At 66.0% G+C, this 15,086-nt stretch carries 13 protein-coding genes; 7 read left to right on the top strand and 6 right to left on the bottom strand.

Features of this window, described 5'->3' with window-relative positions:
• Positions 1–75: 75 nt before the first annotated feature.
• Together gdhA and ACFWP0_RS00695 are read right to left on the bottom strand one after the other, a co-directional pair.
• Positions 76–1,422 (bottom strand): NADP-specific glutamate dehydrogenase, encoded by a 1,347-nt coding sequence (gene gdhA / locus ACFWP0_RS00700; RefSeq protein ID WP_377839039.1) that lies wholly within the window; start codon positions 1,420–1,422, stop codon positions 76–78.
• 428 nt (positions 1,423–1,850) lie between these two features.
• Positions 1,851–2,462 carry a LysE family translocator gene (locus tag ACFWP0_RS00695; protein WP_377839037.1) on the bottom strand — a complete coding sequence of 204 codons (612 nt, stop codon included), beginning with the start codon at positions 2,460–2,462 and terminating at the stop codon, positions 1,851–1,853.
• Between the two features lie 106 nt (positions 2,463–2,568).
• On the opposite strand from ACFWP0_RS00695, the gene ACFWP0_RS00690 reads away from it, so the two are divergent.
• Positions 2,569–3,489 (top strand): LysR substrate-binding domain-containing protein, encoded by a 921-nt coding sequence (locus tag ACFWP0_RS00690; protein ID WP_377839036.1) that lies wholly within the window; start codon positions 2,569–2,571, stop codon positions 3,487–3,489.
• On the opposite strand, the gene ACFWP0_RS00685 is transcribed toward ACFWP0_RS00690, so the two are convergent.
• The gene (locus tag ACFWP0_RS00685; RefSeq protein ID WP_377839034.1) at positions 3,471–4,259 is read right to left on the bottom strand and encodes an exodeoxyribonuclease III; all 789 of its coding nucleotides are present in this window, start codon (positions 4,257–4,259) and stop codon (positions 3,471–3,473) included. The genes ACFWP0_RS00690 and ACFWP0_RS00685 overlap by 19 nt on opposite strands.
• Before the next feature lie 133 nt (positions 4,260–4,392).
• On the opposite strand from ACFWP0_RS00685, the gene pyrE reads away from it, so the two are divergent.
• A complete protein-coding gene (pyrE, locus tag ACFWP0_RS00680; protein ID WP_377839033.1) occupies positions 4,393–5,079 on the top strand; it encodes an orotate phosphoribosyltransferase in 687 nt (228 codons plus the stop codon).
• A gap of 675 nt (positions 5,080–5,754) precedes the next feature.
• On the opposite strand, the gene gatB is transcribed toward pyrE, so the two are convergent.
• The 3 genes from gatB to gatC are packed head-to-tail and all read right to left on the bottom strand — an operon-like array spanning position 5,755 to position 9,064.
• The gene (gene gatB / locus ACFWP0_RS00675; RefSeq protein WP_377839031.1) at positions 5,755–7,212 is read right to left on the bottom strand and encodes an Asp-tRNA(Asn)/Glu-tRNA(Gln) amidotransferase subunit GatB; all 1,458 of its coding nucleotides are present in this window, start codon (positions 7,210–7,212) and stop codon (positions 5,755–5,757) included.
• A gap of 4 nt (positions 7,213–7,216) precedes the next feature.
• Complete coding sequence (gatA, locus tag ACFWP0_RS00670; RefSeq protein WP_377839030.1) at positions 7,217–8,752, bottom strand: Asp-tRNA(Asn)/Glu-tRNA(Gln) amidotransferase subunit GatA; 1,536 nt, start codon at positions 8,750–8,752, stop codon at positions 7,217–7,219.
• A 3-nt stretch (positions 8,753–8,755) separates the two neighbouring features.
• Positions 8,756–9,064: an Asp-tRNA(Asn)/Glu-tRNA(Gln) amidotransferase subunit GatC gene (gatC, locus tag ACFWP0_RS00665; protein WP_377839029.1), complete on the bottom strand. Its 309-nt coding sequence runs from the start codon at positions 9,062–9,064 to the stop codon at positions 8,756–8,758.
• A gap of 229 nt (positions 9,065–9,293) precedes the next feature.
• Between gatC and ACFWP0_RS00660 the strand changes: the two genes are divergently transcribed.
• From ACFWP0_RS00660 to rodA, 5 genes are all read left to right on the top strand, one after another.
• Entirely contained in the window at positions 9,294–10,337 is a 1,044-nt protein-coding gene (locus tag ACFWP0_RS00660; protein ID WP_006216320.1) for a rod shape-determining protein, read from the top strand.
• Positions 10,338–10,421: 84 nt separating this feature from the next.
• Positions 10,422–11,306, top strand: a complete 885-nt coding sequence (gene mreC, locus ACFWP0_RS00655) for a rod shape-determining protein MreC (protein ID WP_377839028.1) — start codon at positions 10,422–10,424, stop codon at positions 11,304–11,306.
• Complete coding sequence (gene mreD / locus ACFWP0_RS00650; RefSeq protein WP_377839026.1) at positions 11,293–11,859, top strand: rod shape-determining protein MreD; 567 nt, start codon at positions 11,293–11,295, stop codon at positions 11,857–11,859. Before mreC ends, mreD begins: the two co-directional genes overlap by 14 nt.
• A gap of 15 nt (positions 11,860–11,874) precedes the next feature.
• Positions 11,875–13,803 carry a penicillin-binding protein 2 gene (gene mrdA / locus ACFWP0_RS00645; protein ID WP_377839025.1) on the top strand — a complete coding sequence of 643 codons (1,929 nt, stop codon included), beginning with the start codon at positions 11,875–11,877 and terminating at the stop codon, positions 13,801–13,803.
• Positions 13,800–14,936 (top strand): rod shape-determining protein RodA, encoded by a 1,137-nt coding sequence (gene rodA / locus ACFWP0_RS00640; protein ID WP_377839023.1) that lies wholly within the window; start codon positions 13,800–13,802, stop codon positions 14,934–14,936. The genes mrdA and rodA overlap by 4 nt, the downstream gene beginning before the upstream one ends.
• The last annotated feature ends 150 nt before the right edge of the window (positions 14,937–15,086 follow it).

Below are 15,086 nucleotides of genomic sequence, written 5' to 3'. Positions count from 1 at the left end.
CAAAAAAAGGGCGGCCAGTCGGCCGCCTTTTTTTTGCCCGCCCGCGCCGGTTCGGCCGGCGCGGCTTGCCCCGGATCAGTACAGGCCTTGCTGGCGCATGGCGTCGGCGACCTTGACGAAGCCGGCGATGTTGGCGCCGTCCAGGTAATTCACGTATTCGCGCGCGCTGTGGCCGTGGCGCACGCAGTTCTCGTGGATGTCGCGCATGATGGCGTGCAGGCGGGTGTCGACCTCTTCGCGGGTCCAGGCCAGGCGGGCCGAGTTCTGGGCCATTTCCAGGCCCGACACGGCCACGCCGCCGGCGTTGCTGGCCTTGCCCGGGGCATACAGCACGCGCGCGGCGATGAAGGCCTTGGCGGCCTCCAGGGTGGCGGGCATGTTGGCGCCTTCCGCCACGCACAGCACGCCGTTCTTGATCAGCGTCTGGGCATCGGCCAGTTCCAGTTCGTTCTGGGTGGCGCAGGGCAGGGCCACGTCCACCGGCACGTGCCATGGGCGCTTGCCGGCTTCGTACTGCAGGCCGAACTGCCTGGCGTACGTGTCCAGGCGGCCGCGCAGGTCGTTCTTGATGTGCATCAGCGCCACCAGCTTCTCATGCGTGAAGCCGGCTTCGTCCACGACGGTGCCGTTCGAGTCCGAGATGGTGACCACGCGCGCGCCCAGCGCCATGGCCTTCTCGATGGCGTATTGCGCCACGTTGCCCGAGCCCGACACGGACACGCGCAGGCCGTCGAAAGACTTGCCCACGCGCTTGAGCATTTCTTCCGCGAAGTAGACGGTGCCGTAGCCGGTGGCCTCGGGGCGGATCAGGCTGCCGCCAAAGGTCAGGCCCTTGCCGGTGAAGACGCTGGCGGTGGAGTTCGAGAGCTTCTTCATCATGCCGGCCATGAAGCCGACTTCACGCGCGCCCACGCCGATATCGCCGGCGGGCACGTCGGTGTCCGGGCCCAGGTGGCGGTACAGCTCGATCATCAGGGCCTGGCAGAAGCGCATGACTTCGGCGTCGGACTTGCCCTTGGGATCGAAGTCGGAGCCGCCCTTGCCGCCGCCCATGGGCAGCGTGGTCAGCGAGTTCTTCAGGGTCTGTTCGAAGGCCAGGAACTTCAGGATTGACAGGTTCACCGAGGGATGAAAGCGCATGCCGCCCTTGAACGGGCCGATGGCCGAGCTGTGTTGGATGCGGAAGGCGCGGTTGACCTGGGCGCGGCCCTGGTCGTCGGTCCAGCACACGCGGAACTGGATCACGCGTTCGGGTTCCACCAGGCGTTCGAGCAGGGCATGCTCGGCGTAGTGGGGGTGCTTTTCGATGAAAGGCCACAGGCTCAGCATCACCTCCTGGACGGCTTGCATGAACTCAGGCTGCTGCGGATCGCGCGCGGCGACGCCACGCAGAAAGTCGTCCAGACTCTGCACTTTCAACATGATCTCCTTGGGGGTGCTTCGAATAGGTGCGGACTGCGCCATTTTGGGGCGCGAAGAATTTGTTTTGGTGCATGGCTGCACCTGTATGGTGCGGGATTGTAGGGGCAAATTGTTGGCCCGCGCAAAGGCGGAAAGTGGGCCAGCGCCTTGATATCAAAGAAGTTTTTTTGGCGATAAATAAGGGACGTATAAACGCGGCAGAAGACGGAGCAATGGCGCCGATAGCCGGAATTTAGCGGAGGGCGCTTGAATTCCCTGGGGAAATTAATATGTCCCCGTTTAATCTCATATTGTTTCCATAGGGAGCGATGATTCCCCGGGCAAGCTCACGTCTAGTGGGCCAGGCTATTTTGACCGGTCGTCGAGGGGATTTCGTATTTATACGTCCCCATTATTTATTTGAGAAAAATCACGCGACGGGCGGTCGATCAGACCTGCGCCACCGCCAGGGCGCCGCCCAGCGCCACCAGGATTGCCCCCACGCACCGGTCAACCACGCTTTGATGGTCCAGCAAGACGCGGCGCAGAAGCGGCGACGAGACCGACCACGCGACCAGGCTGAACCACGCCCAGTGGGCGGCCGACATGAAGAGCCCGTAGCCGAGCTGGCGGGTCCACGGCGTTCCGGGCGAGACCAGCTGCGTGTAGGTGCTGACCACGAACAGCGTCGTCTTGGGGTTCAGCGCGTTGGTCAGGAAGCCGCCGTAGAGCGCGCGCCACGCCGATATCGCGGGGCGCGCGGACAGGTCGCGACTGACCGGCGTGCGGTTGAAAAAGGTTTTCCAGCCCATGTAGACCAGATAGCACGCGCCCGCCAGCTTGATGCCCTGCAGCACCGGCTGCGCATGGTGGGCCAGGAGGCCCACGCCAAACATCGTGTAGAACACATGGACTTGCACCCCCAGCGCAATGCCCAGCGCGCAGGTCAGGCCGGTGCCGCGGCCAAAGAGATAGCTGTAGCGCGTGACCATGGCGAAGTCCGGGCCGGGGCTGATGACGGCAAGCACGGTGATGAGGGCGACGGCGATCAGTTCGGTCATGGCGGATCCAGGGGCAGGCTCAGGGGCGCCCATTGTGGGACGCTGGCGCGGACACGAAAAACGATTTTTAATGCCGCATATCCGTCAGAAAAATTCACCAACCTCTATGAAGCTTCCGCCCCTGAACACCCTGCGCGTGTTCGACGCCGCCGCCCGCCACGAGGCGTTCGGCAAGGCCGCGCAAGAGCTGCATGTGACGCATGGCGCGGTCAGCCGCCAGATCAAGCTGCTGGAACAGGCCCTCGGGCTGACACTGTTCGAAAGGCGCAATAGGGCGGTTTTCCTGACCGATTCCGGCAGGCAGCTGCTGGGCGTGACACGCAGCCTGTTCGAGCAGCTGGCGGCGGGGCTGACGGCGTTGCGGCAGCCGGCGGCGGATGCGCCGCTGGTGCTGTCCTGCGAACCCACGATCGCCATGATGTGGCTGATTCCCCGGCTGCCCGAGTTCCAGCGGCGGCATCCCGGCATGCAGGTGCATTTGTACGCGGCCGGCGGCCCGGTCGATTTCGCGGCGCAGGGCGTGGACGTGGCCTTGCGCCGCAATGACTTCGAGTGGGATGCCGCCCTGCATGCGGGAAAGGTGTGCGAGGAATGGACGGGGCCGGTCTGCCGGCCCGGGCTGGCCGCAGTTCGGGACCACGGCGCGGGCGCGGATGCGTGGGGCGGCGCGGCGGCGCTGGGCAGCGCCACGCGTCCGCAGGCCTGGCGGCAATGGTCCCAGGCGTCGGGCAGGCGGGCGCCGCGCCGGCCGGGGCCGGCCTATGAACACTTCTACCTGAGCCTGCAGGCCGCCGCCGCCGGGCTGGGCGTGGCCATCGGGTCCGCGCTCATGGTGCGAGACGCGCTGCGCGACCATCGGCTGGAGGCGCCTTGCGGATTCGTGCGGGACGGGTCCGCGTATTTCCTGCTGTCGCCCCGGCCGTTTGGGGACGACCCGCGCGCCGCGGCATTCCTGGCGTGGCTACGGCAGGAGGCGGCCGCCTCGCTGCCGGGGGCGAATGACGACGGTCAGAGCGTCGCGTCGTAGTCGATCGTCAGCGGCGCGTGGTCCGAGAAGCGCTCGTCCTTGTAGATGGCCACGTTGCGGGCCTTGGCAGCGATGCCGGGCGTGGCGATCTGGTAGTCGATGCGCCACCCCACGTTCTTCGCCCAGGCCTGGCCGCGGTTGCTCCACCAGGTGTACTGGTCGGGCCGGTCGTCGATGGTGCGGAACACGTCCACGAAGCCGCGCTTGTCGAACACGTCGGTCAGCCAGGCGCGCTCCTCGGGCAGGAAACCCGAGTTCTTCAGGTTGCCCTTCCAGTTCTTCAGGTCGATTTCCTTGTGCGCGATGTTCCAGTCGCCGCAAATGACGAATTCGCGGCCGGTCGTCTTGTGTTCGTGCATCAGGGCGTCGATCCAGGGGGCGAAGCGGTCCAGGAAGCGGTACTTCGCCTGCTGCCGTTCGTCGCCGCTGGAGCCCGAGGGCAGGTAGGCGCTGATCACCGACAGATTCTTCCAGTCGGCGCGGATGATGCGGCCCTCGGGGTCGAATTCTTCGCAGCCCAGGCCGATGTTCACGCGCTCCGCCGCGTCGCGCAGGTAGATGCCCACGCCGCTGTAGCCCTTCTTCACCGCATGGTGGAAGTGGCCGGTGTAGCCCGGCGGATGGCGCAGGTCGTCGGTCAGGTCATCGTGGGACACCTTGATTTCCTGAAGGCACAGCACGTCGGCGGCGTGCTTTTCCATCCACGGTTGCAGGCCCTTGCGGAAGGCGGACCGGATGCCATTGAGGTTGATCGACGTGATGCGCAGCAAAGCGAAACTCCTATAGTGCGGCCGCGAGGGCCCGGGCAATGCCAGGAATTTAACCGACTCGGCGCCGCCGTCCCGGGAATGGCCCCGACAACGGATAAAATGCCGGGGTTTGCCACCTACCGGATCTTCACGCATGCCCGCCGCCCATTCCTCCGCCACCGCCCTTGAATTCGTCCGCTTCGCCTTGAGCGAGGGCGTGCTGCGTTTCGGCAGCTTCAAGGTCAAGTCGGGCCGTATCAGTCCCTATTTCTTTAACGCCGGACTGTTCAACAGCGGCGGCGCGGTCGGCAAGCTGGCGCAGTTCTACGCCCAGGCGCTACTGGACTCGGGCGTGGCCTTCGACATGCTCTTCGGCCCGGCGTACAAGGGCATTCCGCTGGCCACGGCCACCGCCGTGGCGCTGGCCGGGCATCCGGACATGCAGGGCCGCGGCGACGTGCCGTTCGCGTACAACCGCAAGGAAGCCAAGGACCACGGCGAGGGCGGCACGCTGGTCGGCGCGCCGTTGAAGGGCAAGGTCGTCATCATCGACGACGTGATAACGGCCGGCACGTCGGTACGCGAATCCGTGGAGATCATCCGCGCGGCGGGCGCCGAGCCCGCGGCGGTGCTGATCGCCATGGACCGCATGGAACGCGCGGGCCCGGACGACGCCCTGTCGCCGCATTCCGCCGTGCAGGACGTGGCCAAGACCTACGGCATTCCGGTGGTGGCGATCGCGTCGCTGACGGACATCCTGGCCCTGCTGCAGGACGATGCATCGTTTGCCGAAAACCGCGACGCCGTGCTGGCGTACCGGACGAAGTACGGGGTGAAGTAAGGGCGGGGGCGCCATGTGATAGCGCCCGTACTTTGCCGGACGTCGTGGGCATGCGGCGAGCCATACCGGAGAACCGGGGAGCCAAAGGGGCGTCGGACGCAGTTCTTCAACGACCGGTACGCTGTTCAGGTTCTCCGAAAATTGCGCGAGGGCGCTTGCGTCTGCCATGCCTGAGCGCTCCGCGCGCAATGCGCCATGGGCGACTTCTAAAGACCATATTGTCGGTACGCAAGTTATGTAGTCGTCAAGCCCCTCCAGGATGCGGAAAGCAGTTGCCCGGAAGGGCTGATCGGGCAGATTCAACCAATTGAGCGTTACCGACGCGTCAAGTACGAGTTTCATTCGTGCACCGGCTTTACTGCTGCCCACCAGCTTTCGTAGCTGTCGTGCTGGATCGCCGGAAAGGTTGTCAGTGACTCCAGCGCCCAGTGGGCCTTTGCACTCATCATGGGATTGACGGGACGGATTTGGGCATGCGGTTTTCCGTCGCGCGTAACGACCACGCGGGCGCCATCGCGCGCTGCCTCTATGAGCGCGTCCAGTCGCTCGGCAAGCTGCTCATGTAAGGGGACATGGCGGCCTCCGGGCGATAGGTGCTTTGCCCCATTCTTCCCAAAAGAAAAGGCCGCGGCAATGTGCCGCGGCCCTTTATCAGCCTGAATCCCTAAGACGCGATCAGCTGTCGAGCTTCTGCTTGAGCAGGTCGTTCACTTGCTGCGGATTGGCCTTGCCGCGGGCGGCCTTCATGATCTGGCCGACCAGCGAGTTGAACGCCTTCTGCTTGCCGGCGCGGTACTCGTCCACGATGGCCGGGTTGGCCGCCAGCACCTCGTCGATCATGGCGCCGATAGCGCCCGTGTCGCTGATCTGCTTCAGGCCGCGGGCGTCGATGATCGCGTCGGCGTCGCCGCCGCTTTCACCGGCCCACATGGCGCCGAAGACTTCGCGGGCCATCTTGTTGGAGATCGTGCCGTCGATGATGCGGCCGATCAGGACGGCCAGCGCCGGCGCCTGCACGGGCGAATCGGCGATGCCCTTTTCTTCCTTGTTCAGCGCGGCGGCGACTTCGCCCATGACCCAGTTGGCGGCCAGCTTGGCCTGGCCGGCCGGCAGCGCGTGCGCCACGGCCTCGAAGTAGGCGGCCAGGTCGCGGCTGACGGTCAGCTGGGCGGCGTCGTAGGCCGGCAAGCCATATTCCGATTCGAAGCGGGCGCGCTGGGCGGCCGGCAGTTCGGGCATGGAGGCGCGGACCTCGTCCACCCAGGCGCTGGAAATCACCAGCGTGGGCAGGTCGGGGTCGGGGAAGTAGCGGTAGTCGTGCGCGTCTTCCTTGCTGCGCATGCTGCGCGTTTCGTCGCGGTCGGCGTCGTACAGGCGGGTTTCCTGGACGACGGTGCCGCCGTCCTCGATCAGCTCGATCTGGCGCCGCGCTTCATAGACGATGGCGCGTTCCAGGAAGCGGAACGAGTTGACGTTCTTGATTTCGGTGCGGGTGCCGAATTCCTTCTGGCCCACGGGGCGCACGGACACGTTGGCGTCGCAGCGGAACGAGCCTTCCTGCATGTTGCCGTCGCAGATGCCCAGCCAGACGACCAGGCTGTGCAGCGCGCGGGCGTAGGACACAGCCTCGGCCGCCGAGCGCATTTCGGGCTCGGTCACGATTTCCAGCAGCGGGGTGCCGGCGCGGTTCAGGTCGATGCCGCTGGCGGGGGCGCCATTGGCCAGGTTGAAGTCGTCGTGCAGGGACTTGCCGGCGTCTTCTTCCAGGTGGGCGCGCGTCAGGTTGACGGTTTTTTCTTCTTCGCCCACGAAGAACGACAGCGAGCCGCCCACGACCACCGGCAGCTCGTACTGGCTGATCTGGTAGCCCTTGGGCAGGTCGGGATAGAAGTAGTTCTTGCGCGCGAAGACCGAGCGCGGCGCGATGGTCGCGCCCACGGCCAGGCCGAAGCGGATGGCGCGTTCGGCCGCGCCGCGGTTCATGACCGGCAGGCTGCCCGGCAACGCCAGGTCGACCACGTTCGCGTGCGTGTTGGGCGCGGCGCCGAATTGCGTGCTGCTACCCGAAAAAATCTTGGAGTCGGTGGAAAGCTGGGTATGCGTTTCCAGGCCGATGACGATTTCCCAGTTCATGTTCTCAGCCTTGCTGGACAGGGGCACGCTTATGCCAGTCCGTCACGTGTTGGTAGCGGTCGGCGATGGCCAGCAGGCGGCCTTCGTCGAAGTAGTTGCCGATGATCTGCAGGCCGACGGGGCGGTTCTGCTTTTCACCGCCGAAGCCGCAGGGGATCGACATGGCGGGCAGGCCCGCCAGGCTGACGCCCAGCGTATAGACGTCGGCCAGCCAGTCGGCGGTCGGGTCGTCGCGGTTGTCGCCGATGTTCTTGGCGGCCGTGGGTGTGACCGGCCCCATGATGACGTCGCACTGGCCGGCGTAGGCGCGCTGGAAGTCCTGGGCGATCAGGCGGCGCAGGCGCTGCGCCTGCAGGTAGTAGGCGTCGTAGTAGCCATGGGACAGCACATAGGTGCCGATCAGGATGCGGCGCTTGACCTCGTCGCCGAAGCCTTCGGCGCGCGAGCGGCTGATCATCTCGTCCAGGTTGCCATACTGCGCGGCGCGGTGGCCATAGCGCACGCCGTCGTAGCGGGCCAGGTTGCTGGATGCCTCGGCGGGGGCGATGACATAGTAGGCGGGGATGGCCAGTTCGGTGCGCGGCAGCGACACCGGCACGCGCACGGCGCCCAGCGCTTCAAACTGCGCCAGCGCGGCTTCCACCGCGGCGGCCACGTCCGGCGCCAGGCCGGCGCCGAAGTACTCTTCCGGCACGCCGATGCGCAGGCCCTTGAGGGGCTGGCTGCCGGCGGCGTCGAAACGGCCTTGCGCGGCGTCGAAGTCGCGGCGCACGCGGCCGGGCTCGTTCACGGCGCCGTCGCATTTTTCCAGGCTGGTGGCGTCGCGCGGGTCAAAGCCGCTGATGACGTCCAGCAATTCGAGCAGGTCGCGGCTGCTGGGGGCCAGCGGGCCGGCCTGGTCCAGGCTGGAGCCGAAAGCCACCATGCCGTAGCGCGACACGGTGCCGTAGGTGGGCTTGATGCCGCTGACGCCGCACAGGGCGGCCGGCTGGCGCACCGAGCCGCCGGTGTCGGTGCCGGTGGTGGCGGCCACCAGGCGCGCGGCCACGGCGGCGGCGGAGCCGCCCGAGGAGCCGCCGGGCACGGCGGCATGGTCCCAGGGGTTCTTCACGGCGCCGTAGGCGGAGTTCTCGTTGCCGGAACCCATGGCGAATTCGTCGCAGTTCAGCTTGCCCAGCGACACCGCGCCGGCCTCGCCCAGGCGTTCCACGACGGCGGCGTCGAAGGGGCTGACGTATCCTTGCAGCATCTTGCTGCCGGCGGTGGTGCGCCAGCCGCGCGTGACGAAGGCGTCCTTGTGGGCGATCGGGATGCCGGCCAGGGGGCCGGCCGTGCCGGCCGCCAGGGCGGCGTCGGCCGCGCGGGCCTGCGCCAGCGTCAATTCGGCGTCAATATGTAAAAAGGAATTCAGGCCGCTGGCCGCTTCGGCGGCCGCCAAGGCGCTTTGCGCCAGGTCTACGGCGCTGATCTGGCGTTGCGCGAGGGCCGCGCGCAGCGCGGCGATCCCCTCGAATTGGGTGTGCAGAGCGGGTTTCGTCATGACTTAATCCAGGACCTTGGGAACCAGGAACAAGCCGTCCTGGGCGTCGGGAGCATTGGCCAACAGCTCCTGGCGGCGGGCTTCCGAACTGGCTTCGGTCACGGCGTCTTCACGCAGGCGCAGCACAATGTCCTCATGGGCGGACAGAGGGTGGGCCAGGGGTTCGACGCCTTGGGTGTCGACGGACTGGAGCCGTTCGATAAGGTGGAGGATGCCGTTGAGTTCGGCCTGCGCAATGGTGCGCTGGTCGGGGGTCAGTTCGATTCTGGCCAGCCGGGCAATGCGGGCCACATCTTTGTCATTGAGCGCCATGGGGGATTGCAAAATCGATAAGCGAAGGCCGAAGGGCGGGACTGGGGCAGTATGCATACGCCAAACCCGTTACAAAGCTTGAATAGCCTGCATTTATGCGCTATTTCCGGTGAAATTATAAGTTATGATTCACGGTTTAATCGCCGTGATGACAGGCGGGCCCCTCGTTTTTCGGGCCAGACGCCCCACGGCATGACCCCAATTCCCCCCAGAATTTAGCTGAGCTCCCATGTTCGGATTCCTGCGCAGTTATTTTTCCAGCGATATGGCGATCGACCTCGGTACCGCCAATACGCTGATTTACGTCCGCGGCAAGGGCATCGTTCTCGATGAGCCCTCCGTGGTCGCAATCCGTCATGAAGGCGGGCCTCACGGCAAGAAGATCATCCAGGCCGTCGGCCACGAAGCCAAGCAGATGCTCGGCCGAGTCCCCGGCAATATCGAGGCCATCCGGCCCATGAAGGACGGCGTTATCGCCGACTTCACGGTCACCGAACAGATGCTCAAGCAGTTCATCCGCATGGTGCACCCCCGCAACATGCTGGCGCCCAGCCCGCGGATCATCGTTTGCGTGCCCTGCGGCTCCACCCAGGTTGAGCGGCGCGCCATCCGTGAATCGGCCTTGGGCGCTGGCGCCTCCCACGTCTTCCTGATCGAAGAACCCATGGCCGCGGCCATCGGCGCCGGCCTGGCCGTGTCCGACGCCAGCGGCTCCATGGTCGTCGACATTGGCGGCGGCACCACCGAGGTGGCGGTCATCTCGCTGGGCGGCATGGTCTACAAGGGCTCCGTGCGCGTCGGCGGCGACAAGTTCGACGAAGCCATCGTCAACTACATCCGCCGCAACTACGGCATGCTGATCGGCGAACCCACGGCCGAACTCATCAAGAAGGAAATCGGCTCGGCATTCCCGGGTTCCGAAGTCCGCGAGATCGAGGTCAAGGGCCGCAATCTGGCCGAAGGCGTGCCGCGCAGCTTCACGGTCTCGTCCAACGAGATCCTGGAATCGCTGACGGATCCGCTGAACCAGATCGTTTCCGCCGTGAAGATCGCCCTCGAGCAGACGCCGCCCGAACTGGGCGCCGACATCACCGACAAGGGCATTGCCTTGACCGGCGGCGGCGCACTGCTGCGCGACCTCGACCGCCTGCTCCAGGAAGAAACCGGCCTGCCCGTCGTGGTGGCCGACGATCCCCTGACTTGCGTCGTGCGCGGTTGCGGCGAAGCGCTGGAACACCTTGAGAAACTGGGCGCCATCTTCATCAACGACTAATACTGCCCGCCGGCCCGGAGCCCCGCTTTTTCACGGCTCCGGCCGCTGCGGTGGCTACGGACGCGGGCGCCCGGGCTGAGATTCATGCAACGACAAGGGACTCCTCCCCTATTCAGGCGCGGCCCACCCGCGGAGGTGCGGCTGGTCGTTCTGGTCGTCCTTGCCCTGGCCCTGATCATCATGGATTCGCAATGGCGCATGCTGGAACCGGCGCGCCGGGCGATATCCGTGGCGCTTTACCCTTTCCAGCGCGCCGTCATGGCGCCGCGCGACCTCGTCCAGCAAGTCAACGAGTGGGTCAACGCGGCCAACCTCATCCGCAGCGAAAACGAAGCCTTGCAGCGCCAGCGCATCGAGCTGGCCCAGGTTGCCTCGCACGCGGCCCAGCTGGCCGCCGAGAACTCGCAACTGCGCCGTCTCCTGGGCGTGACCGATACCGTGGCGCAATCCGCCGTCGTGGTCGAGGTCATGTACGAGCCCACCAACGCCTTCACCCAGCGCCTGGTTTTCAATAAGGGCAGCAAGGCCGGCCTGGCGCCGGGCATGCCCGTGATCGACGAAGGCGGCGTGGTCGGCCAGATCGTGCGCGTGACGCCCATGACGGCCGAGGCGGCGCTGGTCACCGACGAACAGGTCTCCATCCCCGTGCAGCTGCTGCGCAACGGGCTGCGCCTGATCGCGTTCGGGGGCAATTCGCCCGGAAAAATGGAAGTTCGTTACCTGGCGGCCAATGCCGACATCAAGGAAGGCGATACTATCGTCACCAGCGGCGTCGGCGGCTTGTTCCCCGCCGGCCTGCCCGTGGCCAAGGTGACCTCGGTCGAGCGCGACACCGCATCGGGTTTCGCGCGCGCCGTGTGTGAACCGCTGGCCCACCCCGAACGCTATCGCCACTTCCTGGTTCTGCAGGTGGATGTGGACCGCGCCGAGTCCAACCGTCAGGAGGTCGATTCCGGTGGATCGGACTAATCAATCCGCCGGGCAACCCCGGCGCCGCCTGGGTACGCCCAGCAACGTGCAGCCCGACAGGCTGTCCGGCCCCGCGCACGGCGTGTTCGTGTGGGGCACGGTGCTGCTCGTCTGGCTGGTGTCGCTGCTGCCCTGGCGGCTGTGGCAGGGCGCGCCCGACGTGCTGCTGCTGATCATCGCTTTCTGGTGCGTCCACGAACCGCGCCGCGTCGGCCTGTTCACGGCATTCTTCTTCGGCCTGCTGATGGACGTGCACGATGCGGGCCTGCTCGGCGAACACGCCTTGTCCTACACGCTGGTCGCCTACGGCGCCGTGGTCCTGCACCGCCGGCTGCAGCGCTTCGATCTCTGGAGCCAGGCGATGCACATGCTGCCTGTGTTCTTCATCGCCCGCTTCGTGACCCAGATCATCCATGCGTGGCTGGCCGGCAAATGGCCGGGCTGGGACTGGGGCATCAGCGTGCTCCTGACCGCCGCCCTGTGGCCGCTGGCGGGCTGGGTCCTGCACTTGCCGCAGCGCGGTGCCGACGACGCCGAATCTTCCTCCGCCTGACGGCGGCGTTGCGTCATGTTCGAATTCAAGAAAACCGGCCAGCAGCAGAAGCAGCGTTTTCGCCTGCGCGCCTGGGTGGGCGGCGTTTTCGCGCTGATCTGCTTTGGCGTGCTGATCGGCCGGTTCTGGTATCTGCAGGTCGACCGCTACGAGGGCCTGTCCGAACGCGCCGACCGCAATCGCATCGCGGTCGTCCCGATCCCGCCGCGCCGCGGCGAGATCCTGGACCGCAATGGCGAGGTCCTGGCGCGGAACTACCGCACTTATACGCTTGAGGTCGTGCCCGCCCAAGCGGGCAACATGAATGAGCTGTTCGAGCGCCTGACCGAGGTCGTCTACATCAGCCCGACCGATCAGCGGCGCTTCAAGCGCCGCGCCGCGGAGTCCAGCCGCTACGCCAGCCTGCAGCTGCGCAACAACCTGAACGAGACCGAGGCCGCCTGGTTCGCCGCGCACTCCTTCCAGTTTCCGGGCGTGGAGCTGCGCGCGCGCTGGGTGCGCGAGTACCCGCAAGGTCTGTCCGCCGCGCACGTGGTGGGCTACATCGGCCGCATCGCCGAAGGCGACAACGAAGAGCTGGACCGTGCTGGCCAGCTGGGCAACTACCGGGGCACCGAGGTCATCGGCAAGAAGGGCATCGAAAAAACCTGGGAGGAGCAGCTGCACGGCCGCACCGGCCTGGAAGAGGTCGAAGTGACCGCCGGCGGGCGCCCCATGCGCACGCTGCGCCGGATCGACCCGGTGCCGGGTTCGGACATCATGTTGTCCATCGACCTGGGCCTGCAAAAGGTGGCCGAAGAAGCCTTCGAGGGGCAGCGCGGGGCCCTGGTCGCGATCGACCCGGACACGGGCGAGGTGCTGGCCTTCGTGTCGCAGCCGTCTTTCGACCCCAATCTGTTCGTGGACGGCATCGACGTGGACAACTGGCGCATGCTGAACGAATCGCCGGACCATCCGCTGATCAACCGTCCGCTGTACGGCACCTATCCCATCGGCTCCACGTACAAGCCCTTCGTGGGCCTGGCCGCCCTGGAGCTGGGCAAGCGCCGCGCCACGGACCGCATCTCGGATCCCGGCTACTACGAGTTCGGCGGGCAGAAATTCCGCAACGCCGGCGGCGCGGCCTACGGCATGACGGACATGCACAAGGCCATCGTGGTGTCGTCCGACACCTATTTCTATTCGCTTGGGCCCGAAATCGGCGTGAATGCGCTGCACGATTTCACCAAGCAGTTCGGTTTTGGCCAGATCACCGGCATCGACCTGGAAGGCGAGAAGCGCGGCGTGCTGCCGTCCACCGACTGGAAGCGGGCCGCCTACAAGGACAAGGAGCGCCAGCGCTGGTACGCGGGCGAGACGATTTCCGTGGCCGTGGGGCAGGGCTACAACGCCTTCACCCTGCTGCAACTGGCGCAAGGCACGTCCACCCTGGCCAACAACGGCCTGTTCCGCCGCCCGCACCTGGTGCATGCCGTGCGCGACCCGCGCACGGGCGTGGCCAAGCCCACCGAGTCCACGCCCGACTACCGCATTCCGCTCAAGCAGGCCAACGTGGACGTGATCAAGAACGCGATGGCCGACGTGGTGCGGGCCGGCACGGCGCGCCGCGCGTTCGCCAATGCCCCGTACCAGGCCGCCGGCAAGACCGGCACCGCGCAGGTGTTCAGCCTGCGCGGCGGCCATTACCGCGCCAGCGCCATCGACGAGCGCTTGCGCGACCATGCCCTGTTCATGGGCTTCGCGCCGCTGGAGCATCCCCGCATCGCTGTGTCGCTGATCGTCGAGAACGCGGGCTGGGGCGCCAGCGTGGCGGCGCCGGTCGCGCGCAAGGTGTTCGACTACTGGCTCGCCAAGGACAGGCAGGACAGGATCGTGCGGCCCGAGCGCGCCGATCCCTTGGCCACCGTTGAAACCATTACCTCCGACCTGGTGCGTCAACAATGAAGCGACTGGGCCTTATCCTGCTGCGCGTGTTCACGGCATTCGACTGGCCGCTGCTGGCGATCCTGCTGATGTTTGCCGCGCTGGGCCTGACCGTCATGCACTCGGCGGTGGGCGGCACCGACTGGCGCTTCGCGGAACAGTCGCGCAACTTTGTCATCGCGTTCTTCGCGATGTGGATCATGGCGCTGATTCCGCCCAAGTGGCTGATGAAGCTGGCCTTGCCCTTCTATGTGGTGGGCGTGGTGCTGTTGCTGGGCGTGGAGTTCTTCGGTGAAACCAGCAAGGGCGCGACCCGCTGGCTGAACCTGGGTGTGACGCGCATCCAGCCATCCGAAATGATGAAGATCGCCGTGCCGATGATGCTGGCCTGGTACTTCCAGCGCCACGAAGGCGCCGTCCGGATCCGCGACTTCCTGGCGGCCGCGGCAATGCTGGCCGCGCCTTTCGGCCTGATCGTGCTGCAGCCCGACCTGGGCACGGCGCTGCTGGTGTTCGGCGCGGGCTTTTTCGTGATCTATTTCGCGGGCCTGTCGTTCAAGCTGCTGGTGCCGGTGATGCTGGCCGGCATCGTCGCCATCGGCACGCTGGTCTACTACGAAGACCAGTTGTGCGAACCCGACGTGAACTGGGTGGTGCTGCACGACTACCAGAAGCACCGCGTCTGCACGCTGCTCAATCCCAGCTCCGATCCGCTGGGCAAGGGATTCCACACGATCCAGTCGATGATCGCGGTGGGCTCGGGCGGCGTGTACGGCAAGGGCTACATGAAGGGCACGCAGACGCACCTGGACTTCATCCCGGAACGCACCACCGACTTCATTTTCGCCGTGTACGCCGAGGAATTCGGCCTGTACGGGGGCATTGCCATCCTCGTGCTCTATGGCCTGATGATGGCGCGAGGCCTGACGATCGCATCGCGGGCTTCGTCACAGTTCGGCCGGCTGCTGTCGGGGGCGCTGACGATGATGCTGTTCATCTATGTGTTCGTGAACGTGGGGATGGTGACGGGGATTCTGCCTGTTGTCGGCGTGCCTTTGCCGTTCATGAGTTATGGGGGGACGGCGTTGTTCACGATGGGGATTGCGTTCGGGATCATGATGAGCATCAGCCGGCATCGGTCGGTGAAGGCTTGAGGTTCTGCCGGTGTCTGACACCCGTGTGAGACGATCTCCAACTTGAGCCGCCGTTTCATGGGTGTCAGACACCTATTCTGTGCGAGCCGCTTACGCCTGTAGACCTGTACGCGCGCGCCGCCCATCGGGCATTGGAGTTGAAATGGCGAT

This window comes from Achromobacter sp. NPDC058515, from assembly GCF_042721735.1.
Classification (GTDB): Bacteria; Pseudomonadota; Gammaproteobacteria; order Burkholderiales; family Burkholderiaceae_B; genus Achromobacter.
The sequence above is the reverse complement of the archived record's forward strand: the minus strand, read 5'-3'. Positions and strand labels throughout refer to the sequence as shown.